The sequence below is a fragment of the Rahnella sp. RcJ3 genome, assembly GCF_009498575.1.
Lineage (GTDB): Bacteria > Pseudomonadota > Gammaproteobacteria > Enterobacterales > Enterobacteriaceae > Rahnella > Rahnella aceris.
The window spans coordinates 19415-42059 of record NZ_QSNX01000006.1 but is presented as its reverse complement, the minus strand read 5'-3'; the positions used below and the strand labels follow the sequence as shown (position 1 = coordinate 42059).

General features: G+C 46.9%; 19 protein-coding genes and 1 tRNA gene. 16 read left to right on the top strand and 4 right to left on the bottom strand.

Features of this window, described 5'->3' with window-relative positions:
* Positions 1-5: 5 nt before the first annotated feature.
* From DXU84_RS09640 to DXU84_RS09630, 3 genes are read right to left on the bottom strand one after another with little or no spacing between them, the layout of a single operon-like run.
* Positions 6-968, bottom strand: coding sequence for a YbhN family protein (locus tag DXU84_RS09640; RefSeq protein ID WP_015690358.1), 963 nt, complete (start codon positions 966-968; stop codon positions 6-8).
* Positions 968-2215 carry a cardiolipin synthase ClsB gene (gene clsB / locus DXU84_RS09635; RefSeq protein ID WP_015690357.1) on the bottom strand — a complete coding sequence of 416 codons (1248 nt, stop codon included), beginning with the start codon at positions 2213-2215 and terminating at the stop codon, positions 968-970. The genes DXU84_RS09640 and clsB overlap by 1 nt, the downstream gene beginning before the upstream one ends.
* Positions 2212-2973: an endonuclease/exonuclease/phosphatase family protein gene (locus DXU84_RS09630; RefSeq protein ID WP_013576859.1), complete on the bottom strand. Its 762-nt coding sequence runs from the start codon at positions 2971-2973 to the stop codon at positions 2212-2214. Before DXU84_RS09630 ends, clsB begins: the two co-directional genes overlap by 4 nt.
* Positions 2974-3258: 285 nt before the next feature.
* On the opposite strand from DXU84_RS09630, the gene rbsK reads away from it, so the two are divergent.
* The 4 genes from rbsK to DXU84_RS09610 all read left to right on the top strand — a co-directional run bounded on the left by rbsK (position 3259) and on the right by DXU84_RS09610 (position 7496).
* Positions 3259-4473, top strand: a complete 1215-nt coding sequence (gene rbsK, locus DXU84_RS09625; protein ID WP_112197496.1) for a ribokinase — start codon at positions 3259-3261, stop codon at positions 4471-4473.
* Between the two features lie 94 nt (positions 4474-4567).
* Complete coding sequence (locus tag DXU84_RS09620) at positions 4568-5497, top strand: dihydrodipicolinate synthase family protein (RefSeq protein WP_015690356.1); 930 nt, start codon at positions 4568-4570, stop codon at positions 5495-5497.
* Positions 5498-5669: 172 nt separating this feature from the next.
* On the top strand, positions 5670-6167 hold the full coding sequence (locus DXU84_RS09615) for a YhcH/YjgK/YiaL family protein (protein WP_041673240.1): 498 nt from the start codon (positions 5670-5672) through the stop codon (positions 6165-6167).
* A gap of 15 nt (positions 6168-6182) precedes the next feature.
* Complete coding sequence (locus tag DXU84_RS09610) at positions 6183-7496, top strand: MFS transporter (RefSeq protein WP_173362116.1); 1314 nt, start codon at positions 6183-6185, stop codon at positions 7494-7496.
* Between the two features lie 308 nt (positions 7497-7804).
* Here DXU84_RS09610 and DXU84_RS09605 read toward each other — a convergent pair.
* Positions 7805-7880 (bottom strand) — tRNA-Phe (locus DXU84_RS09605).
* A 706-nt stretch (positions 7881-8586) separates the two neighbouring features.
* Between DXU84_RS09605 and speF the strand changes: the two genes are divergently transcribed.
* The 12 genes from speF to DXU84_RS09550 all read left to right on the top strand — a co-directional run bounded on the left by speF (position 8587) and on the right by DXU84_RS09550 (position 22614).
* The gene (speF, locus tag DXU84_RS09600) at positions 8587-10749 is read left to right on the top strand and encodes an ornithine decarboxylase SpeF (protein WP_037033294.1); all 2163 of its coding nucleotides are present in this window, start codon (positions 8587-8589) and stop codon (positions 10747-10749) included.
* Positions 10750-11089: 340 nt separating this feature from the next.
* On the top strand, positions 11090-12184 hold the full coding sequence (wecA, locus tag DXU84_RS09595) for a UDP-N-acetylglucosamine--undecaprenyl-phosphate N-acetylglucosaminephosphotransferase (protein ID WP_223509105.1): 1095 nt from the start codon (positions 11090-11092) through the stop codon (positions 12182-12184).
* A 310-nt stretch (positions 12185-12494) separates the two neighbouring features.
* Positions 12495-13625 carry a polysaccharide export protein gene (locus tag DXU84_RS09590; RefSeq protein WP_153375537.1) on the top strand — a complete coding sequence of 377 codons (1131 nt, stop codon included), beginning with the start codon at positions 12495-12497 and terminating at the stop codon, positions 13623-13625.
* Positions 13626-13631: 6 nt separating this feature from the next.
* Positions 13632-14081, top strand: coding sequence for a low molecular weight protein-tyrosine-phosphatase (locus DXU84_RS09585; protein WP_370461760.1), 450 nt, complete (start codon positions 13632-13634; stop codon positions 14079-14081).
* The gene (locus DXU84_RS09580; protein WP_112150899.1) at positions 14078-16228 is read left to right on the top strand and encodes a polysaccharide biosynthesis tyrosine autokinase; all 2151 of its coding nucleotides are present in this window, start codon (positions 14078-14080) and stop codon (positions 16226-16228) included. The genes DXU84_RS09585 and DXU84_RS09580 overlap by 4 nt, the downstream gene beginning before the upstream one ends.
* Before the next feature lie 103 nt (positions 16229-16331).
* Positions 16332-17549 (top strand): oligosaccharide flippase family protein, encoded by a 1218-nt coding sequence (locus DXU84_RS09575; protein ID WP_112150898.1) that lies wholly within the window; start codon positions 16332-16334, stop codon positions 17547-17549.
* A gap of 7 nt (positions 17550-17556) precedes the next feature.
* Positions 17557-18780, top strand: coding sequence for a hypothetical protein (locus DXU84_RS09570; RefSeq protein ID WP_119261941.1), 1224 nt, complete (start codon positions 17557-17559; stop codon positions 18778-18780).
* Positions 18767-19852, top strand: coding sequence for a glycosyltransferase (locus DXU84_RS09565; protein ID WP_153375535.1), 1086 nt, complete (start codon positions 18767-18769; stop codon positions 19850-19852). Before DXU84_RS09570 ends, DXU84_RS09565 begins: the two co-directional genes overlap by 14 nt.
* The gene (locus DXU84_RS09560) at positions 19845-20426 is read left to right on the top strand and encodes an acetyltransferase (protein WP_153375533.1); all 582 of its coding nucleotides are present in this window, start codon (positions 19845-19847) and stop codon (positions 20424-20426) included. The genes DXU84_RS09565 and DXU84_RS09560 overlap by 8 nt, the downstream gene beginning before the upstream one ends.
* Positions 20423-20977 carry a hypothetical protein gene (locus DXU84_RS25105; protein WP_228388987.1) on the top strand — a complete coding sequence of 185 codons (555 nt, stop codon included), beginning with the start codon at positions 20423-20425 and terminating at the stop codon, positions 20975-20977. Before DXU84_RS09560 ends, DXU84_RS25105 begins: the two co-directional genes overlap by 4 nt.
* Complete coding sequence (locus DXU84_RS25100) at positions 20964-21608, top strand: glycosyltransferase family 4 protein (protein ID WP_370461759.1); 645 nt, start codon at positions 20964-20966, stop codon at positions 21606-21608. The genes DXU84_RS25105 and DXU84_RS25100 overlap by 14 nt, the downstream gene beginning before the upstream one ends.
* A gap of 46 nt (positions 21609-21654) precedes the next feature.
* Positions 21655-22614 (top strand): right-handed parallel beta-helix repeat-containing protein, encoded by a 960-nt coding sequence (locus DXU84_RS09550; RefSeq protein WP_153375531.1) that lies wholly within the window; start codon positions 21655-21657, stop codon positions 22612-22614.
* The last annotated feature ends 31 nt before the right edge of the window (positions 22615-22645 follow it).

Genomic DNA, 22645 nt, shown 5'->3' with positions numbered 1-22645 from the left:
AAGGCTTACTTCGCCATCGCCTTCTGGTTCTTCGCCCGCAATTTCTTCGCCCGGCTCTCCAGCATCAAATAGCACACCAGCGCCAGCAGCAGCGGCAGGAAGTAGTAGAGCATACGGTAGGCCAGCAGGGCGGCGATAATCGTGCCCTGCGACGTATGTTCTCCGGCCAGCAGGGCGATAAACACCGCTTCCAGCACGCCGATCCCCGCGGGAATATGCACAATCACCCCGGCGATACTGCTGACTAACAGCACGCCCAGCACAAAGAAATAGTTCACATCCTCGCCTAACAGCAGCCAGATAATCGCCCCCATGGCCATCCAGTTGGCGCTGGAAATTACCATCTGCGCCACGGCAAATTTAAACGACGGTAGCACCAGTTTTTGCCCTTTCACCGTCATATGGCGGCGTTTAGCATAGGCGCAGAACCAGACGTAAGTGGCCACCATCGCCAGCAGCACAATGCCCATAATGCGCAGTGTGCCTTCGTCGATGTACCAGTGCGAAGGCAGCTCCACGACGCCGAAGGTGAAGATAATTCCGCCGAGCAAAATATAGCCAAGCCAGTTGGTGGTAATGCTCAGTGAGAAAATGCGGGTGATCGTGGCGCCGGGCAGACCCAGGCGGGAGTAGAGCCGGTAACGCATGCCGATGCCGCCAACCCAGGTGCTGAGCGTGAGGTTAAAGGCGTAGCAGATAAATGACACCAGCATCACCTGACGGGCCGCGAGTTTGTGCCCGCAATAAGCGCGCGCCAGCAGATCGTAACAGCCGTACAGCAGATAGCTGATGATCACCAGCACCACTGATATCAGCAGTGGCGTGCGGTTGTAATTGCGAATGACCTTCCACACGTCTTCCCAGTTGACCGTGCGGGCGTAAACCACCAGCAGCACAGCTACGGCGATAAAGAAAATCCAGGTGAGTATTTTTTTCGCCAGACGCCACTTCGGATGTGATGCAGACATTATGATTTCACCTCTGAATTCTCTGACGTCACCCGATCCTGCGTTTCAATTTCGGGTTGTACGGGCGGCTTTACCTGGGCAAGCCTTGGCGTGTGCGCCGGTAGCCAGCCGACCATGGCCGGAAATTTACGCAGGAAGTGAAACGCCACCACGCTTTTCGCCAGGTTCCACCAGGTGCGTTTCGGGGCCATAGTTTGATCTACGCGCTGGCAGTCTCTGGCGATAATACCGTGCAGGTTCTCGCGCAGCGTCTGGTTAAACGTCCGGTCGTGGATAATCAGATTGGCTTCAAGATTGAGCGACAGGCTCAGCGGATCGAGATTACTGGAGCCGATCGTCGCCCAGTGAGCATCCATCAGCGCGACCTTGCCGTGCAGCGGACGACGGCGATATTCATACACCTGCACACCGCCTTTCAGCAGATAGTTGTACAGCAGCTCTGCACCGACTTTTACAATCGGCATATCCGGCTCGCCCTGCACGATGAGTTTTACCTGCACGCCGCGGCGGGCTGCATTGCGCATGGCGTGAAGCAGACGGTAACCAGGAAAGAAATAGGCGTTGGCGATAATCACTTCGCGCCTGGCGCTGGCCAGCATTTTCAGATAGTGACGCTCAATATCATCCCGGTGATCGTCATTATCGCGCCAGACAAACAGCGCCTGCGCCTCGCCGGGATTGCGATTTTCCGCCGCATGATAGCGGCGACGTTGCTGCCACCATCGGTGGGTATGCGCATGATCAGGCAGATTTTCCAGCTCAAACTGCAAAATGTCATCCACCACCGGGCCTTCCACCCGTACGGCGTAATCCTGCTTGGCCTCGGGACCGTAATCGGACATGTGCTCGGCGGAGTAATTAATCCCGCCGACAAACGCCACTGTATTGTCGATGACAACAATTTTACGGTGCATACGGCGGAAGAGATTGGTTCGCATACCGAACAGCGGCGGGCGCGGGTCGTAATAGCGAAACACCACGCCTGCTGAAGTCAGTTCGCCGACGAAATCATCGCTCAAATCAGGTGATCCGTAGCCGTCGAGCAGCACTTCAACCCCGATACCGCGCTGTGCGGCGCGCAGGAGCACCGCGTGTAACTGGCGACCCACGTCATCTTCAAACCAGATAAAAGTTTCGAGAATCACTTTACGCTGAGCGTTATCGATAGCGTCAAATACCGCCGGGTAATATTCGTCGCCATTTTCCAGAAGCTGGATGCGGTTGCCTTCCCGCCATGCGGTTTTCATAGATGGATCTCCGCGCTTAACGGGGCATGATCGGACAGATGACGCCAGTTACGCAGCGGCAGCACCGCAGGCGCGCTGGCATTGGCATTTTTCACATAGATTCTGTCAAGACGCAGAAGCGGCATCCTGACCGGGAAAGTGCGCGCCGGGCGGCCTTTTGCGCGGGTGAAAATCTCATCGAGTCCCGCCTGTACTTTAAGCGGGCGATTGGCTTTTTGCCGCCAGTCGTTGAAATCGCCCGCCACCAGCACCGGTTCTCCCTGCGGGAAAGCGTTAACCCAGTCGGCCAGCATCTTGAGCTGCGCCTGGCGGTGCGCTTCGCGCAGACCCAGATGTACGCAAATCACGTGGACAGGAGACCCAAGCTGCGGGGGCACGATACGGCAGTACAACAGGCCGCGATTCTCGCTACCCGCGACCGACACGTCGCGATTCTCGTAATGTTCAATGGGATAGCGTGAAAGGACGGCATTGCCGTGATGACCTTCCGGGTAGACCGCGTTGCGCCCGTAGGCGAAGTCGCTCCACATGGTGTCAGCAAGAAACTCGTAATGGGGGGTGTCCGGCCAGCTTTCCACATGCAACGAATGCACATCATGTGCGCCCGTCACTTCCTGCAGGCAGACGATATCGGCACCGACGGTGCGTACCGCGTCGCGCAGCTCGGGTAAAATGAAACGTTTATTAAACGCGGTGAAGCCCTTGTGAGTATTAATCGTCAGTACTTTCAATGAAAATTGCGGTCTTTGTTGGGTCATTCTTTATCCTGCCAGCGTCACTATCCTGATGAAAATAAAGTATAGTTTCTGTTACGAAAAGAGGCGGCGTCATGTGTGTCCGGGTGAAACGAGCATCAGGGTGATGCGCGCCCTCTTGTGACAGCCCCTCACTTTCGATGGCTCTTTTCTGCTCCTTTCTTCTCACTTCGCCAAATCAAAAATTCCCATTTTTGTTTACTTCCGTTTTGCTGGTTAAGCTATGAGCATCATCACTCTTTAATCAGTTTCGTGCACTTATTCTGAATACAGAGAAGGCGGGTGGATATGTTTCTTGAAGAACGTCGGCAGCAAATCCTGGAATATCTGGATAAAAACGAGCGGGTAAAAGTGGAGGTTTTGGCGTCCCTGTTTGCGGTGACCAGAGAGACCATTCGCAGTGATCTGAATGCCCTGGCGGCTGAAAAATTGGTTCAGCGATGTCATGGCGGTGCAATGGTGATACGGCGGAGTTTGCAGTCAAAGCTAATTGCTGACACCGGAGGCAACTTTGAAGTGTTGCTGCAACGGCTGCAGAGTCAGAAAAGAAAGCAGAGCGTACAACAGGGGAAAGGAAAGAACATGAAAGGTAAGGTTTGCATTCTGGGTTCATTTAACGTCGATATCGTGGCGAAGGTTGAACGTTTTCCAAAAGGCGGAGAATCCCTGTTGGCGCTGGGCAGCACGCTCGGCCCCGGCGGCAAAGGGGCGAATCAGGCCACGGCGGTCAGTCGTGCGGGTGCCAGAGTGCATTTCGTTTCCAAGGTGGGTAAGGATCAGTTCAGCCAGTTTGCTTATGATCACCTGACCTCCTCGGAGATCCACTCCTTTACCCTTTATCAGTCGGACACTGAGCCGACCGGCAACGCCATCATTTATGTCTCGCAGGAAAACGGCGAGAACATGATTGCCATTTATTCCGGTGCCAATAAAACCATCAGTGAAGACGAAGTGGCAGCGATCGCCCCCGAACTGGAAGATTCGGACGTGCTGCTCGTACAGCTCGAAAACAATTTTGCCGCTACCCTGAGCGCGATGAAATTGGCCAAAGCGCTGGGCGTGAAGGTGATTCTCAACCCGGCTCCTTTCTCGAGCCATGCGCTTGAGTGTCTGGAATATGTTGACGTTATTACACCTAATGAAACTGAGGCATCGCAGCTTTCCGGCATTGACGTGAAGGATTTAGCCAGCGCCAAAGAGGCTGCACAGCGTATCGTCAGCCAGGGGGCGAGGCGGGTGATTATTACCATGGGATCGCGCGGCGCGTTGCTGTTTGACGGTAATCAGTTCCAGCACATTCCGGCCTTCCCGGCGCTGAGCGTTGATACCACCGGTGCAGGCGATGCTTTCAACGGCGCGCTGGCCTCAGGTATTGCCAATGGACAAAGTCTGGTTCAGGCGGCGACCTATGCCGCGGCGTTTGCCTCGCTGGCCGTCGAGCGTGAAGGTGCATCAAACATGCCTGATAAGGCTCAGGTTTCAGCACGTCTGGCGCAGCGATAAATGCTGCGGTAATTCTTTAGTTTCTTGTGACGGTCGCTGCCTTGATGCATTGAGTTTAGCGGCCACGTAATCGATTCCGTCTTAAGGAGCAGTCATGACTAAAAGTATTGAAGGCATCGTGCCGGTGATGTTGACCCCTTTCACCGAAGACAACCAGATTGACTATCCGGGCCTGACCCGTTTGATCGACTGGTATCTTGAGAAAGGTGTAGATGCGTTGTTCGCCGTGTGTCAGTCGAGCGAAATGCAGTTTCTGACCCTCGAAGAGCGCGTTGCGCTGGCCGGGTTTGTGGTGAAGCACGTCGCGGGGCGCGTGCCGGTAATTGCCTCGGGCCATATCAGTGATGATATCAATGACCAAATCAGTGAGCTGAGTGCGATGGCGAAAACCGGAGCCGACGCACTGGTGCTGGTCACCAACCATCTCGATCCGAAAAATCAGGGCAGTGAGACCTTCTTTGCCACCCTGGATAAGTTGCTGAGTGCCTTGCCTGAATCCATGCCGCTGGGTTTGTATGAGTGTCCTGCACCGTATCGCCGTCTGCTGACCGACGAAGAGCTCACTTACTGCGCCAACACCGGCCGCTTCGTTGTACTGAAAGACGTGAGCTGTGACCTGGCAACCGTTACCCGCCGCGTGAAGCTGGTGGCAAATACGCCGTTGAACATCATTAATGCTAATGCCGCGATTGCTTATCCGGCGATGCTGGCGGGGTCTAAAGGATTCAGCGGCGTGTTCACCAATTTCCACCCCGAGCTTTACAGCTGGCTGTATCACAAGGCGGCAACCCAGCCGCAACTCGCCGACGAGTTAGCCATTTTCCTGTCGCTGGGCGCGGTGACTGAAACACTGGGGTATCCGAAGAATGCCAAGATTTATCATCAGCGACTGGGCACTTTCGACAGCGAGTTCTGCCGTGTGAATAAAGACAATGTGCTGGAAAAGTTCTGGGGGCTGACCGTATTGCTGGATCAAATTCACAGCGGCACGGCGCTGTGGCAGAAAAAAATCGCCGCCGTATAAGGTGAGATAGCCATGAGTGAGTGATGCGGATGGGCTGACATCTTATCCGCTGATTAATGGCCTGGTCGGATATTCAATGCACATGATGATGCTGCCAGGCCGTCAGTTTCAAATCTATAACCTTTTTAGCCGTAATCCGACCCTGAATATAAATATAAAAGGATTATTCAACATGATCGTATGTTGCCTGAGAGACTGGGAACGTGAGAAATTCGCTTTCCATCCGATTATTAATAAAGGTATTGAGTATATTACTCAAACTGATTTTACCACGCTGACACCAGGGAAATTCGATATTATTCCGGACAAGATGTTTTGCCTTCTCCAGGAAATGAATACCGTTCCTGCTCATGAAATGCGGGCTGAGTCACATTTCAGGTTTGCAGATATTCAATTTCTCTTGCAGGGAGAAGAAACCATCGGTGTGGCGCGCGGTGCGGCGGAGCACGAGGTGGCAGAAGACCGGGCGGAGAAGCATGACATCGTGTTTTATCAGGAAACGAATAATGAATCGCTGATTCGTTTGGAACCCGGCATGTTTGCCGTTTTCTTTCCGCAAGATTTACATCGCCCTTGCTGTAATACCCGAAGTCAGTCTTTTATTCGTAAAGCTGTGATTAAAATTCACCTGAGTCTGTTCAATGATGACTTATTTATGAATAACCAATAGTGGATAATTAAAATGATGAAAGACGCTACCTCTCCTCCCGATACATCTTTGGTTAAAACGGCTGCTCCTGTTGTTTCACGCTTGCGCTGGGGCATTATTTTTATTTTGTTAATGGCGGCGGTCATTAATTATCTCGACCGTGCCAATTTAAGTATTGCTAATACCACCATTGCGAAAGAGTTTGGTTTCAGCCAGACGGAAATGGGCCTGCTGCTGTCTGCTTTCCTGTGGCCATATGCGCTGGCAAACCTGCCTGCGGGCTGGTTGGTTGACCGTTTCGGTCCTAAAAAAATGTTCTCGTGGGGCGTGGGGCTGTGGTCCACCTTCACGGTGATGGCAGGTTTCGTTAATGGTTATTCCATGTTCTATGCCCTGCGCATGCTGCTGGGCATTTCCGAATCACCGTTCTTTACCTCCGGCATCAAGATTACTCACCGCTGGTTCTCTGATAAAGAGCGCGCGCTGCCGACCTCCATCATCAATACCGGTTCGCAGATTGCCAATGCCATTGCACCGCCAATCCTGACCGTGCTGCTGTTAACGCTCGGCTGGCGCGGCATGTTTATTGCCATTGGCCTGGCGGGGATTCCGCTGCTGCTGGTATGGCTGAAATTTTACCGCAATCCGACCGAGCGCGAAGAAAAGGTGATCCACGCCAATTCTCAGCTGGTGCAGAAGTCGGTGACCGAAGTTAACGGCAATAACAAGGCGAGTTGGGGAGCGTTGTTCAGGCATAAAACCACCTGGTTTATGGTGATCGGCAACTTTTCTATCATGTTCACTATCTGGGTTTACCTGACCTGGCTGCCGGGCTACCTGGAGAAATCGCTGGGTTTTAGCCTGAAACAAACAGGCTGGCTGGCGGCCATTCCGTTCCTGGCGGGGATTTTAGGTGTGCTGTGCGGCGGGGCTATCTCTGACCGTCTTATCCGTCGCGGTGTGAAGACGATTACCGCGCGTAAGGTGCCGATTGTGGCCGGTGCAGCGCTGGCGGCTTGCTTTGTGGCGCCGATTCCTTTTGTGCACAACACAACACTGAGTATCGCGCTGCTGTCAGTTGGCTACTTCTTCTCGCAACTGCCGCAGGGTGTCATCTGGACGCTGGCCTCAGACATTGCGCCGAAAGAGCAGGTGGCATCGATGGGCGCCATTCAGAACTTCGGTGGTTTCCTGGGGGCGGCCTGTGCGCCGATTGTCACCGGGCTTATTCTGGATGCAACCGGGCAGTTCACCAACGTCTTCTTTCTCGGCGCCGGTTTACTGATGCTGGGCGCGTTAAGCTACGGACTGTTCGTGAAAAAGCCTATTTTGGTGACAATGTCGAAATAGCGACAATCGTAAACTTCATTAAACGCCTGACTATCGGGCGTTTAATGAGTACGGGTTTCCCATGTTTCGCCTTTTGACACACTGAAGACAGTATGGAGAGTCCGTATTTCTGAAAGCAAAAAACCCGCCATAGGCGGGTTTCTTTAAATATGGTGCCCGGACTCGGACTAACGCCGCAGGCGTTTGAACAACGGCTTTGCCGTTGGCCCGCAGGGCGAGCCTGTCAAGGCGAGTCATCGAACGGAGTTCGATGGAGAGTCCGCATCTCTGAAAGCAAAAAACCCGCCATAGGCGGGTTTCTTTAAATATGGTGCCCGGACTCGGAATCGAACCAAGGACACAGGGATTTTCAATCCCTTGCTCTACCGACTGAGCTATCCGGGCAACGGGGCGCATTAAACCGTATCGGGCATGTGCCGTCAACGGCTTTTTGTGACAACCGCGGGGTTCGTCAACCGACTGATGCTTTTTACGACAATTTGACGATTTAACTTAGGGTTCAGGCCGCTTGCCCCGTTCGTACCCGGCTATAATCCCGAAAAGCGCGGAAATTCCGGGCGTAATCTATGTCGCATTCTGTAAGAAATTCGCGCAATGTTCAGGGTTGAACAGGGGGGTAAAAGATGCCATTATTGCGCCGATTTATTAAACAACTCTGATCCCGTTTTCACGCGACAGCTCAAGAGGGTTGCGGCATGGCTGGTTTATCACATCGCACTGTTCGTCAGTGCACAAACAATCTGATGATGATCTCCGGGTGCTGTAAACACCACGATTTCAGTTTTCCTCCATTTGTAGTCTCTTTCATGCGGTAAGGCTACCGTTTGCTCGCTGTCAGGCATTATTAAAAACAGAGAATAAAACAGAACAGTTCTCTGATTTTAATGTTGTCTATCAGACGTGGCCTGGCCTGAAACCCGATTTGTCACCACTTTGCCATACCGGCATTGTTCTGTTGCACTCGATATCTCGCTTTAGCCAACGTCATTTGCCGGGCTGGACTCTGCGCTCTATACCTTTAATGACGTATGCGCCAGCTCATTGCCGTGCCACCTGGCACACCCTCTTACTTAACCGTTTGAGAGCCTGAATGAAACACTTAAAACTTGCAGCAAGCGCTTCCGTCGCCCCTTATCTCCAGACAGCACGTCTGGTCGTTGACCTGCGTCGCGCCGATTACGCGGACGTTGCGGCCATCATTATTTCTGTCGGTGACCTGAACCACGGCAGGCTGGCGGATATTGAAACGCTGGGATTTGGTATTCCCGCGTTTGTTGCGGTGCAGGGGACGGAGCAGGTTTCACCTGAGTTTCTGCCGTTGCTGAAAGGCGTAATCACGCTATCGGACGCCAATCAGGCATTTTATGCCGCGCAGATTGAGTCTGCCGCACAGGTTTATGAAGAAGCCTTATTCCCGCCGTTTTTCGATACGCTGAAAAAGTATGTCGAGATGGAGAACGCCACTTTCGCCTGTCCGGGGCATCAGGGCGGCGAGTTTTTCCGTCGTCATCCGGCAGGGCGCCAGTTTTATGATTTCTATGGCCCGAATATTTTTCGCTCCGACATGTGTAATGCGGACGTCAAACTGGGCGATTTACTGATCCACGAAGGTTCAGCGAAAGATGCCCAAAAGTATGCGGCTAAAGTCTTCAGCGCAGATAAAACGTATTTCGTGCTCAACGGCACGTCTGCGGCCAATAAAGTCGTCACCAACGCGCTGCTGACCCGCGACGATCTGGTGCTGTTCGACCGTAATAACCACAAATCAAACCATCACGGTGCGCTGTTGCAGGCGGGCGCTACGCCGGTTTATCTCGAAACAGCGCGTAATCCGTTCGGTTTTATCGGCGGCATTGATGCGGCTTGTTTCGATGAAACTTATCTGCGAGCACAAATCAAAGAAGTGGCGCCACATCGCGCGACTGAAAAACGTCCGTTCCGCCTGGCGATTATCCAGCTTGGTACTTATGACGGTACCGTGTACAACGCGCGTCAGGTGGTCGATAAAATCGGTCATCTGTGTGATTACATCCTGTTTGATTCCGCGTGGGTCGGTTACGAGCAATTCATCCCGATGATGAAAGAATGCTCGCCGCTGCTGCTGGAGCTGAACGAAAATGACCCTGGCATTATCGTTACGCAGTCGGTACATAAGCAGCAGGCCGGATTCTCGCAGACCTCGCAGATCCACAAAAAAGACAATCACATCAAAGGCCAGAAGCGTCATTGCAGCCATAAAAAGCTCAACAATGCGTTTATGATGCATGCCTCGACCAGCCCGTTTTATCCGTTGTTTGCCGCGCTTGACGTCAATGCGCGCATTCATGCCGGTGGCAGCGGAAAACACATGTGGATGGAGTGCGTGAAGCTTGGCATCGAAACCCGCAAAATGCTGCTTGATCAGTGCTCGATGATTTTACCGTTCGTTCCTCCAACCGTCGGCGGCAAACGCTGGCAGGATCATGAAACCAATGAAATGGCCAACGATGTGCGTTTCTTTGATTTTGTGCCGGGTGAACGCTGGCACGCCTTCGACGGTTATGCCGAGAAACAGTATTTCGTTGATCCGTGCAAGCTGCTGCTGACTACGCCGGGCATTGATGCTTCCAGCGGTAAATACACGGAGTTCGGCATACCGGCGACCATTCTGGCGAACTATCTGCGCGAGAATGGCATCGTGCCGGAGAAATGTGACCTGAACTCGATTTTGTTCCTGCTTACCCCGGCGGAAACACCGGCCAAAATGCAGTTACTGGTGGAAGAGTTGGTGCGGTTTGAGCAATACATCGAAGAAGATGCGCCGCTCAGCGAAGTGCTGCCGACGGTGTATCGCAAAAACGAAGACCGCTACCGGAATTACACCATCCGCCAGCTGTGCCAGGAAATGCATAATCTCTACGTCAGCTTTGATGTGAAAGAGTTACAGAAAGAGATGTTCCGTGAGAGGAGTTTCCCGAAGGTAGTGATGAATGCGCAGGATGCGCATAACGAGTTTATCCGCGATAACATCGAGCTGGTGGCAATTGGTGATGCCGAAGGCCGTATCGCTGCGGAAGGCGCGCTGCCATATCCTCCTGGCGTGCTATGTGTCGTGCCGGGCGAACTGTGGGGCGGGGCGGTTCAGCGCTATTTTATGGCGCTGGAAGAAGGTATCAATCTGCTGCCGGGTTTCTCCCCAGAATTGCAGGGTGTGTATATTGAGAAAAAAACGGTCGGCTGGAAGCGCGTGATGGGGTATGTGGTTTCTGCGTAATTTGCTGTAAAAAATAAATTATCCGCTTGCTGGTTTTCAAATAATGGGGAGGCAATAACCTCTCCATTATTTATGATATTGATATGCTTTGTGAATGTTTTATTGTTTCAAGTATTGCCATTAATATAAATAGTCTGTGTTAGTTTGTTTGATTATTTGTTTGTGTTATTAATTACAGAGAATAATTCGTTTTTTGTATGCTTTGTGTGATATTAATTGTACGTGTTATTTTCATGTTCTTCCTCTCAACTTTCAAATCAAACTTGTTTCCAGATGTTGCTTTTTACTTTCCGTTCCTATAAATTGCCAAGCTTACTTCAACTGTTAAAATAAAAACTCCATGGAAAAGGATGTTAACGGGATGTACGGATTTTTATTTGTCACCCCTATCATTTGTTTTATTTTTTTACTGGCGGCCAGGGCTGTAAGTATTAAATTAAAACTGGTCGACAAGCCTGATTACAGAAAAAAACACAGCAGTAATATTCCGCTGGTAGGCGGCATTGCTATCTATCTCACGGTGGTAGTAATAAATTTACTTTTTTTTCCTTCCGTTGCGCACAATAATGCTTTTCTGATGAGTAGCTTCCTTCTGGTTTGTATCGGTGTTCTTGACGATCGCTATGCTCTTTCAGTATTTCTTCGCGTGATTGTTCAGGCGGCAGGTGCAATTATCATTATGTCTGACGGCGTATATATTAGCTCTTTCGGCAATTTGTGGAACAATTACGAGCTTAGGTTGGGGATCTTAAGTTTCCCCGTCTCATTGCTGGCTGTCTGGGCATCAGTTAATGCTTTCAATATGATAGACGGAATTGACGGGCTGTTAGGCGGGTTAAGTATTCTGTCATTTACGGGATTGGCAATCTGCTTTGCTGTGGCAGGGAAAATACCTATGGCGCTGTACTGTCAGCTTTTTATTGCGGCAATTGTTCCTTTCATTATCCTGAATGTCAGCTGTTCCAGGTTGAAAGTTTTTATGGGAGATGCGGGGAGTACATTCCTTGGGTTTACGGTTATCTGGGCTATCATGCTGGCCACCGGGGAATATAACGCCGTGATGGCACCTGCAACCGCAATCTGGTTGATCGCTGTCCCACTGATGGATCTGGTTGCGGTGATGTTTGGGCGTCTCATCCGAAGACATTCTCCTTTCAAGCCAGACAGAACGCATCTGCACCACTTGCTCATAAATTATGGTTTCTCCAATAAAAAAACTCTCAGTATTATTCTTCTTGGCTCTTTTTTGATGAATGCATTTGGTATCGGATTAAATATTCTTAAAGTAAATGAACTGCTGTCTTTATTTTTATTCTGCCTGATTTTTGTCATCTATTGTTTTGTTCGTCACTGGCTGGCGATTCATACAAAATATTCAGAAGTCTCCCCGGGAGATGAGAATAATAATGAAACCATAGAAATATCAGTACAATAAACACGACGATAAACGATCTGTTATTGTCGTCGGCATTTATACTAATTTATAGATATGTTTAAATTCTGCTTTTTTTAAGCGGAGACTGGCTAATATTAAATTTTTTGTAAAGGACTTATTGGTGATTTTATTATTCTAATGGATGTCTACAACATCCATGGGCGGTAGCGTGAAAAAATACTCAATGCTATCGCAATATTTATCGATCCCTAAATTGAGTAACAATATTCCCTCCAGACTCCTTGTGAAGATTTTGCTAAAAACAACACCATTAAATCTACTCCCCATGAAAATAAACGGTTAAAACGTTATGAAAGTTAAGATTGTTACTATTCCACTCATCATATTTGTAGTATCGCTTTGTGGATGTTCGTTATCGCCTGGTATCGGTATAAGTACTTCGGGTAAAAATGTCGTGAAAGAAAACGGCCCTTATCAGGATATTAATGCAATGGTCGATATTTATCCCATCACGCCTAAACTGGTGGAGTCACTTGTTCGCCACCCTGCCATTGCGACAGTCAACAGCGACCTTGATTCACGTGTTAACAAGTACCAGTACTATGTTGGCATCGGCGATATATTAACAATTACGGTATGGGATCATCCTGAACTGACGACACCTGCCGGTCAGTATCGAAGTGCCGGCGATGCCGGGAACTGGGTTAACGCCGAAGGTGCCATATTTTACCCTTACATAGGGATGGTCAACGTGGCAGGCAAAACGACCTCTGAAATTCGTCGTGATATTACCGCCAGGCTCACCCAATATATTCAATCGCCGCAGGTCGATGTCAATGTTGCGACGTTCCGCTCGCAGAAAGTCTATGTCACCGGTGAGGTGGAAAAATCCGGTCAGTTACCTGTCACTAACGTTCCCATGACCATCATGGACGCAATTAATCTGGCGGGGGGATTAAGTGAAAATGCGGACTGGAATAATATCGTGTTGTCGCATAATGGCGAGAAATCTCTCATTTCACTGCAGTCTTTAATGAAGCATGGAGATATGCGGCAGAACCGTTTGCTTGAGCCGGGAGATATCCTGTATGTCCCGAGAAACGACGAGCTGAAAGTGTTCGTGATGGGCGAAGTGAAAAAGCAAACGACACTTCGCATGGATCGTAGCGGCATGACACTGACCGAAGCCCTCTCTAATGCCGAAGGCATGGATCCGTTAACGTCGGATGCCACAGGGGTATTTGTCATCAGAACCCTGAAAGGGGATGCTAAAAAGAAAATAGCGAACATCTACCAGTTGAATGCAAGCGATGCTACGGCACTGGTGCTGGGAACCGAATTCCAGCTTGAGCCTTACGATATTGTTTATGTGACGACAGCTCCGCTGGCTAAATGGAACCGTATTATCGGACAATTATTGCCAACCATTACCGGGGTTCATGATCTGACGGAAACTGCCCGTTATATTCGAAACTGGTAAGAAAAGGTGATATTTAATTCTATCCTGGTGGTGTGCGTGGGGAATATATGTCGCTCACCGATTGCCGAAGCCTTGATGAAACAATGTCTGCCTGAAAAAAATATACAGTCGGCAGGCTTATCTGCGCTTAAGGGACAAAGGGCTGATCACATGGCAAAAATGGTGGCAGAACGCCACGGGATATCACTGGAAAATCATAAGGCGAAGCCGTTCACACCAGAAAGGGGTAAGGAGTTTGATCTTATTCTGGTGATGGAGCGGACGCATATCAATGCCATCACTCATTCTTTACCCGAAATCAGAGGGAAAATTATGTTGCTGGGCCACTGGAATCAGCGGAAAGAAATTCCCGATCCTTATGGAAAAGATATGGAAGCATTTGATTATATATTCTCTCTTATAAAAGAGTCAGTATCTGGCTGGAAAGCTGCTTTAAATTATCAGGGTTTAAAATGATTGGAAAAATGACGGGTCAGTCAGGAAATAAATGTATCCCGGACGAGTTTGATTTACGTAAAAATATGGGCGCTATCATTGATAAAAGATACATTATTATTGTGATTACCTTTATTTTTGTCTTTATCGGTTTGTTATATGCCTTTTTATCATCTCCGGTTTATCATGCTGACGCTTTAGTTCAGGTCGATCACTCAGGTGAAATCGACATGATGAGTAATATCTCGCAATTATTGCCGGCGAAATCGCCTGTTTCTGCAACAGAAATGCAACTGGTTACCTCCCGGGCAATCCTTGGAGAAACGGTTGCTAAACTGAATCTGGATACTGAAGTTCGTTTTATCAGTTTCCCCATCATTGGAGAGGCGATACGACGTTACTCACAGCCTGGAGTACCGCGGATCGCGGTGGATATCTTTGAGCCACGCAGAGGTGTTATCGGAGGTTCTTATACGCTTGAAATTCTCAATGATGCTGAGTATCAGATAACGTCACCGTCCGGTACTACCGTATCTGGAACGGCAGGGAAGATGCTGGAAACTCCTGAATTTCGTATTGAAGTGAACGAAATACATGCTCTTAAGGGAGATAAGTTTTCTGTTACCAAAGTTGAAACACTCAAGGTCATTGAGGAGTTACGAGCCAATGTCAACGTCATCGATCAGGGCAAAGATACCGGTATTTTGACTATTAGCTACAATGGCAGGGATCGTAAACAAATTAAGAGCATCCTTCAGACAATCATTGATTGCTATGCTCGTCAAAGTATTCACCGAAAAGCGGAAGAAGCGGAGAAAAGTCTGGGATTTATTAAGAGTCAGCTTCCGCAGGTAAAAAACAATCTCGGAATCGCGGAAACGAAATTAAACGCCTTCAGAAGCCGTAACAATTCCGTAGATTTACCGATGGAAGCAAAATCAACTCTCGATAGCATGGTGCAACTCGATGGTCAGATTAATCAGCTTATCCTTAAAGAAACCGAAATTTCAAAGTTATATACAACACAACATCCGGCTTATTTAGCATTGATTGAAAAAATCCAGGTTCTGAAAGATGAAAAGAAAAATCTGAATGAAAAAGTCAGCACCTTACCTCTGACGCAACAGGAAGTCGTCAGATTGACGCGTGATGTCCAATCGGGTCAGCTCGTTTATATGCAGTTGTTGAATAAGCAGCAAGAACTTAAAATCAGCCAGGCAAGTACTATTGGCTCTGTCAGAATTATCGACAGTGCCGTCACAGGATTAAAACCGGTTAAGCCTGATAAAGTCCTGGTAATATTTATCTTTGCTTGCCTGGGATTGATTTCATCAGTTGGATTTATACTGGCACAGGTCTCATTACAGCAGGGTATCGACTCCGCAGAAATACTTGAAGATATCGGACTTAATGTCGTTTCAAATGTGCCTCTGTCAGAGTGGAGGAATAATCACTATTCTCATTCTATGAGTGATACTCGGCCTGTTAGTTTGTTAGCACTTGAAAAAGCATCAGATATTGCGATAGAAGCTCTGAGGAATTTAAGAACCAGTTTGTATTTCTCGATGATGGAAGCTCGTTCAAATGTGTTGATGATCTCCGGTGCCACTCCGGAGGTAGGGAAAACATTCATCAGCTCCAACCTTGCAGTGGTAGTGAGTCAGGCTGACAAGCGGGTCTTATATATTGACTGTGATATGCGAAAAGGATATGCGCATCGGATCTTCGATATTAAGAACGTCGGGTTAACCGATGCGATTACGGGTTCAATCACGTGTCAGGAAGCTGTTCAGAGTACTAAAATCCCCGGACTGGATATTATCACTCGCGGGAAGTGGTCAAAAAACCCTTCAGAGCTTTTGCTGCGTAAGCAGTATCACGATCTTATTCATTGGGCATCAGATAATTATGATTTCGTCATACTTGATGCGCCACCAGTCCTTGCGGTAAGCGATGCCGTTATTATAGGTAGGTATGCAGGTATTTCTATGCTGGTCGCTAAATTTGAGCAGAGCACAGTGCGTGAAATAGAATCCGCAATCAGAGTATTTAACAGAAATAATATTGATATTAATGGAGTGATACTCAACGCAGTAGTTAATAAACCTTCAGGATTTTATAACTATGGTAAAAAAGAAATATATGAATATCATTCGCCTGAAACATGAGAGTTTACCACTGAGTTTTGATATTGCAGGGGTTAACAGAGATTCTTATTTTTGACAATCAAGACTGAATCACGATGCTTATCATGCCAGTTAGTGAAAAATAATGAAAAAGATATTCAGTGATAGTATTATTTATGTCGGTGGGGAACTGATTGTAAAAATCTTCCCCTTCCTTCTTCTCCCTGTTCTCTCACGTGCTTTAGGCCCTGAGCAGTATGGGAAAATATCCTTATTTAATGCCTATGTCGCGGTCTTCTTTGTCTTCATTGGACTAAACACATCTGCCGCAATAATTAAGTACGAATATACGCAAGAAGATTACAACTCGGCAGACTATTTCTTCTCCTCTGTCATTATATCATCCGTTGCCTTTATCCTTTGCGTTGCTGGGGTATATGCTTTTTATCCGAGTGATATAATTATTCTTGCCGCGATTGCGGGATATTTTCAATGTATTTATACAAGCCTCGTATCGATTAATCAGTCCAGGAAAGAAGCGAAGAAATACATGACTGCTCAAGTCCTTAATGCAGCAATGTCATTCGTTATCACATTATTGTTCCTGTACTGTTTTAAGGTGAGCTATGAAATCAGGGTTTACGCGATTATTCTTGGTTTCCTGATTTCAATATTTATTTCTTCATGGTCCAACAGAAACTGGCTGAAGCAGGCCGATTTTTGTTTTGATACCGTTAAAAAAACATCATCACAATTGCTACTTTTTGGTATTCCACTCATTATTCATAATATGAGCTTTCTGGCCCGGTCAGGATTGGACAGGATTATGATCAGTAACTATTTTTCCAGTTCCACGCTGGGAAATTACTCTGCATCATTTCAGTTAAGCGTAATTATTACTGTGGTGCTGATGGCCCTGAATAAAGCATTAACACCTCACCTGTACAGTCAGTTGAAAAATAATAAAATCAGCCGTAAACACTTTACACTGATCTTCGTTGGGTATTTTTTTATGAGCACACTGGTAACCATTGTGGCACAGTTAATTCCCGAGGGAGTATACAATCTGGTGGCGGGTGAGGAGTATAAGGACGTTAAACGATTTGTAGTCATTATGGTACCTGCATTTTTATCGCAGGGGTTCTATCTGATTATGGCATCGACTTGTTTTTTTCATGGGAAGAGCAAAGCAATTTCTTATTGTACTTTTACAGGTGGGGTTATCCATTGTGTTATATTATTCTTGGTCTGTAAGTTTATGAACGTGTTTTCTGTACCATGGGTATTGTTTTTCTCAAATAGTTTTGTTGCTTTGCTGATGTATATAACTGTGTTCAGGCCTGTGACAGAGAGCGACCAGTGAGGTAACAGTGAATATTAATTTTAAACGTGGTGTTATTTACCTTTGTTTGATGATGCTCACTTCTGTAAGTATAACACATCTTATTTTTGATGCCCGTGATGCTGCAGGCGTGGTGATTTTTACTTTGACCGCGTTGAGCATTCCCGCGATTACCATTCCAGGAGCCCGGTATAATTATTTGATCATTGCGGCATTACTATTTTCTGCTATCTATACTTTTTATTGTATTTATGTTTTTAATATTTTCCCCGGGATAGATGCCGTACGATATTATAATTTTTTACTGTCAAATAATTCGCTGGGTGAAATTTTATCCGGTGCTGTGGCGAGAATGGCCACAATGCATGAGAACGGCATGACTGAAGGGCCGGGATCCTTCTTTATTTTCGGGGTGCCAGTTCAAATATTTTATAGTTTGATGCCTGCCAAAGATCCATTTTATATTGTTATTTTCAATTGTATGTTTAAATTGATGAGCATCGCGGCAATGAGTCGATTATTTTCTAATGTGAGTTCAGTTGATTTTCGCTGTGTTCTGATATCCCTGATTATTGTTTCTCCGACGTTTAATTATTTTTCTTCAGTTTTTGGTAAAGATATATTCATTCTCTTTCTGACAATCCTTCTGGCTTTGGCGTTAGTCGATTTTTGTAAGACGCAGGGGAAAGTGATGCGATTATTAAAGGCCGTTGTGATACTGATGCTGGCTGGCTATTGTTTCCTGCTCCGACCCTATTCTCCCGTAACGGCACTTCTGTATGTGGTTTTTACTCTGGAATATTACCGGGCAATGAAGTTCATCACGTTAGGGGCTTTTTTTATTCTCATGCTGGCCGCATTTTTCAAATCTATTCTGCTGATTATTAACTGGCCAATGATTTTTGCTTTTATGTATATGGCCCCTAACCCTGCGCAGTGGATGAATTATGAAGGGTTTACATTACTACCTGCGCTCTGTGTCATTGTGACTTTAGTTCTTCTTATTATCAGGACAATAAAATATACCACACTCATTTTGGACTCCAGACTGATGTCATCGATTATGTGTGTCCTGATTTATTCTGCCGTAATGACGTTGGTTGGGTTCTACGCTATCCGTACCGATTATACTTTTGGAAGCGTGGGGGATGCCGTTTTCAGAAAACAATTGCTAATTATGCCACTGGTTATTTTCTCCATATTGCTTTATTTAAGAACCTACGCCTCAGGGACATCAGATGAAGAAAATTAAAGTTGTACACCTGTTAGGTCAATTGGATATCGGTGGGATTGAAAGCTGGCTTTTTGATTTTGTGATAGAAACCTCAGGAAGTATTCAACACACCTTTATCGTCGATAAGCCCCATAAAGGGTTTTACGAAGATGCTTTATTAGCTATGGATTGCAAAATAATACATATTCCTTCTTATAAAAAACCGCTGAAATACCTGGCTGCCTTATTCTCCGTTTTCAGGAATAACAAATATGACGTCTGTCATAGTCATGTCAGCTTCAATAATGGTTTCGTGGCGTACATTGCTAAAAGGTGTGGAATAGCACGGATTATTTCCCATGCTCATTCAGATCGAACGCTGTACTACCAAAATGCTGGTCCGATAAAACGCATTGAAATTAGTTTCAAAATTCTCCTGGCTAAGCGTTATTCAACCTGTTGCGTCGCGGTAAGTGAAGATTCAGCGCGTTGCCACTATAAAACAGGGGCGCCTGTGGTCAATATTATTCCCTGTGGCAAAGATTTCCATCGTCTTGTGTCTGCTGCTCCCACCAGCCTTAAACATGATCTGGGCATTGCTGAAAGCACGTTCGTATTGGGAACCGTCGGGCGAATGGAATCCGTCAAAAATCACAAATTCCTGCTTGAAATACTGTCGCAATACCGGGATCAAGATGTGTGTTTACTGATTGTAGGTGAAGGAAGTTTGCGAAAAGACTTGCACAAAAGGGCCGTGGAGCGGGGTCTCGCTGACAAAGTTATCCTGACCGGCGCAAGAAATGATGCATTGTTAATTTTACGCGATGTTATGGATGTGTTCCTGTTCCCGCCGCTGCACGAAGGTCTCGGGCTTGCGGCTATTGAAGCTCAGGCTGCCGGATTACCGGTCATCGCGTCCTTGCACGTTCCGCGGCTTATTGATGTGACTGAGCGTATTTCCCATCAGTCACTCAGCGATCTCTGCGCATGGACGTCAGAGATTGATGTATTGATGACTCAGTCAGCAACGAAAAAAATCAATACTGATGTAATAACAGGGCGCTTTTCAATCGGGCAGAATGCGGCAGAAATATTGAGGTTATATGCCTGAAAATATTAAAAATGGCCGTGCGTCTTTTCGTCGCTGGCGGGGAGTTATTCTTGTTTTATGTGCCATAACGTCTCTTTTACCGCAAATTTTCCGCGCTTATCTTCTGGATGTCTTCTCCGGTTTTCCCGGAAGAATCGGGGTAGGGATCCGTTATATTCTTATTCGTACGCTGGTAAAAACGTGCGGCGAGAATGTCTATATCGCACGATGGTGCGTATTCAAAAATCCGCAAAACCTCTCACTGGGTAGTAATATCAGTTTTCATGAACGCGCTTATGTTGATGCTGCCGGAAATATTTCTGTGGGCAGTGATGTATCGTTTGCACATTCTGTTTCGATCATCTCCTTTGAACATCGTTACGAATTGTACGGACAGCCCTTTAAATATCAGTCGCTCGACCTGAGAAATGTTTGTATTGCTTCAAATGTATGGGTGGGATGCGGAGTAAGGATCCTCGCGGGTTCGGTCATTGATTCTGACGTCGTGGTAGCGGCGAATTCTGTTACCAAAAAACACCTTACGGCGGGGGTGTATGCTGGATCCCCTGCAATGAAAGTTAAGGAATTACCATGAAAATGGTTTTTGCGCATGACCACTATTTTATTCATCACGATGAGAAAGTATATTCTCCTGGTAAACTTCCTTATTCTGCTTTTGCCCGGTATTTTCATCATTTTAATGAAATAATAGTTTTATCTCGTTATAAAAGTGATTCCTCATTTTCGCCGCACTGGACTCTGGCCAGCGGCGATGGAATGGTTTTCAAAAAAATAGAAAATCATTCCTCTTTGAAGTCTGTGTTATTACCCTCCCGTAAAAATGTCATCGCAATTAAAGAAGCTCTCAGAGGCTGTGATGGCGTTGTGATCAGGTTACCCAGCGAAACAGGTCTTATTACCGCAAAGCTTGCGCGGCAGATGAATATTCCTTATGTCGTTGAGGTGGTCGCGTGCCCCTGGGATGCGATGGTCGGATACGGCTCATTGAAAGGATTACTCTATGCCCCGGTATTAACCTGGCGAGTGAAGCAGGCGATTAAAAAAAGCCTGGGGTGCTATTTATGTGACAGGCAGTTTTTTGCAAAAACGCTATCCCAACAGACATCATGTAGTGTCTGCTTCTAACGTAGAATTATTGCCGACCTCGGCTTATGTTCTTAATCAAAGGCTGCATAAAATCACTGCGTCTTCCAGCGGGCCTTTCAAAATAGGTATGATTGCTTCTCTTGACAGTCCACACAAAGGTTTTAATACCCTTTATCAAGCAATTTATCGGCTAAAAAACAAAGGCTTTTCGATCGTTCTTGAAATCACGGGTGCGGGAAGTAAATTCAAGAATATTAAAATGATTGATGAATTATCCCTGCGTGACAATATTATTTTTTCCGGACCAAGGACGCCGGGGAAAGACATTTTTTCATTTCTTGATACTGTCGATCTCTATGTGCAGCCGAGTAATCAGGAAGGGTTGCCACGGGCTGTGATAGAGGCCATGTCGCGAGCCTGCCCCGTGATCACCAGTTCTGCCGGAGGAATGCCTGAGTTATGTCAAAGCGAATATTTGCATAAGCCCGATGATGCCAATGGGTTGGCAAAAAACATTGAGAAATTACTGAATAACCGTCAGGAAATGTTAATGATGGCGCACTACTCGTTTAATAAGGCGCGTTTTTATCAACCTGAGTTCTTAGAAAGAATTCGCTTTGATTTCTTCAGCCACTATAAAGATTATTTGCTTTCCCGCAGGCGTGCTTAGGGTGCAACATCCTCTCTGTTTTTTTTGCGTTGTACTGATATTGCTGATGAGCGGCTCTTTATGTCGGGCTGAAACAGTCATCATTGACTGCCTGATTACACCTGACATTTATCACTTTTTTAAAGAGAGGAAAATAAAAAATACGCAGATTAAAATAATTCACCCTGGCTGTTTCCTCAGTCATCCTCTCTTCATTGACAGCAATACCTCGCTTTCCGGTGAAAAAGGTGCGCAAATTCAACAGACTTTTACCTTACCGGATACTGTTGGCGTGATAAATATTTCTTCGGGCGATAGCACAAGGGCTGTCAGTAATGTGCAAATTTCGGGGGTTTCTTTTATTGGCGGCGCAGAAAAAAACGGCTTTGCAGAACATAATCCTCTGATCAGTATATTCAATGCGCACGATGTTACGCTTTCAAATTTAAACCTCACAGGGTTTCGTGGCGATGGAGTTTATGTCGGGCAGGGGAATGTTGTTTCAAACCACCATATTGTGATAAGAAACGTCATCTTTGACGGCGTTAACTTCAGTAACCGTAATGGCATTAGTATTATTGACGGGCATGATATCCTTATTGATGGAAATCGCTTTACCCGTATTTCACGTAAAGGAATGCCAGGCAGCATTGATCTGGAACCTAACACTTCGCTTCAGCGCATTTATAACATTATGATCAGTCGTAATCATTTCACTGATGTGCATGGAATGGCTGCTATTGTGATAAGCCTGAGGCATGCGGGAGGGACTGTTCCTGATAACGTCACGATCAAAGGTAATATCTTCGACAAGGTTGTCAGAGGTATTCTCATCAAATCGGCAATTCCTAAAATTCATGTTAATAATAATTTTCACATTTTTGATAATCGGAGTTCATCTGCAAGTAAAGGAGATTACAGCATTTGTAATGTCAATGCTGCGACAGATAACAATCTTCCTGCAATAGAAAAGTATTCTGATTCATGCTGGAAATCTTTAAGGATAAATCAGGATGTATTGCAATAAGAGTTGAAAGTTATTTTCTGCAACAAAAAGG

Coding starts and splice junctions, on each gene's coding strand:
- DXU84_RS09640 (WP_015690358.1), bottom strand. CDS start 968: ATGTCTGCATCACATCCGAAGTGGCGTCTGGCGAAAAAAATACTCACC.
- clsB (WP_015690357.1), bottom strand. CDS start 2,215: ATGAAAACCGCATGGCGGGAAGGCAACCGCATCCAGCTTCTGGAAAAT.
- DXU84_RS09630 (WP_013576859.1), bottom strand. CDS start 2,973: ATGACCCAACAAAGACCGCAATTTTCATTGAAAGTACTGACGATTAAT.
- rbsK (WP_112197496.1), top strand. CDS start 3,259: ATGTTTCTTGAAGAACGTCGGCAGCAAATCCTGGAATATCTGGATAAA.
- DXU84_RS09620 (WP_015690356.1), top strand. CDS start 4,568: ATGACTAAAAGTATTGAAGGCATCGTGCCGGTGATGTTGACCCCTTTC.
- DXU84_RS09615 (WP_041673240.1), top strand. CDS start 5,670: ATGATCGTATGTTGCCTGAGAGACTGGGAACGTGAGAAATTCGCTTTC.
- DXU84_RS09610 (WP_173362116.1), top strand. CDS start 6,183: ATGAAAGACGCTACCTCTCCTCCCGATACATCTTTGGTTAAAACGGCT.
- speF (WP_037033294.1), top strand. CDS start 8,587: ATGAAACACTTAAAACTTGCAGCAAGCGCTTCCGTCGCCCCTTATCTC.
- wecA (WP_223509105.1), top strand. CDS start 11,090: ATGGAAAAGGATGTTAACGGGATGTACGGATTTTTATTTGTCACCCCT.
- DXU84_RS09590 (WP_153375537.1), top strand. CDS start 12,495: ATGAAAGTTAAGATTGTTACTATTCCACTCATCATATTTGTAGTATCG.
- DXU84_RS09580 (WP_112150899.1), top strand. CDS start 14,078: ATGATTGGAAAAATGACGGGTCAGTCAGGAAATAAATGTATCCCGGAC.
- DXU84_RS09575 (WP_112150898.1), top strand. CDS start 16,332: ATGAAAAAGATATTCAGTGATAGTATTATTTATGTCGGTGGGGAACTG.
- DXU84_RS09565 (WP_153375535.1), top strand. CDS start 18,767: ATGAAGAAAATTAAAGTTGTACACCTGTTAGGTCAATTGGATATCGGT.
- DXU84_RS09560 (WP_153375533.1), top strand. CDS start 19,845: ATGCCTGAAAATATTAAAAATGGCCGTGCGTCTTTTCGTCGCTGGCGG.
- DXU84_RS25105 (WP_228388987.1), top strand. CDS start 20,423: ATGAAAATGGTTTTTGCGCATGACCACTATTTTATTCATCACGATGAG.
- DXU84_RS09550 (WP_153375531.1), top strand. CDS start 21,655: ATGAGCGGCTCTTTATGTCGGGCTGAAACAGTCATCATTGACTGCCTG.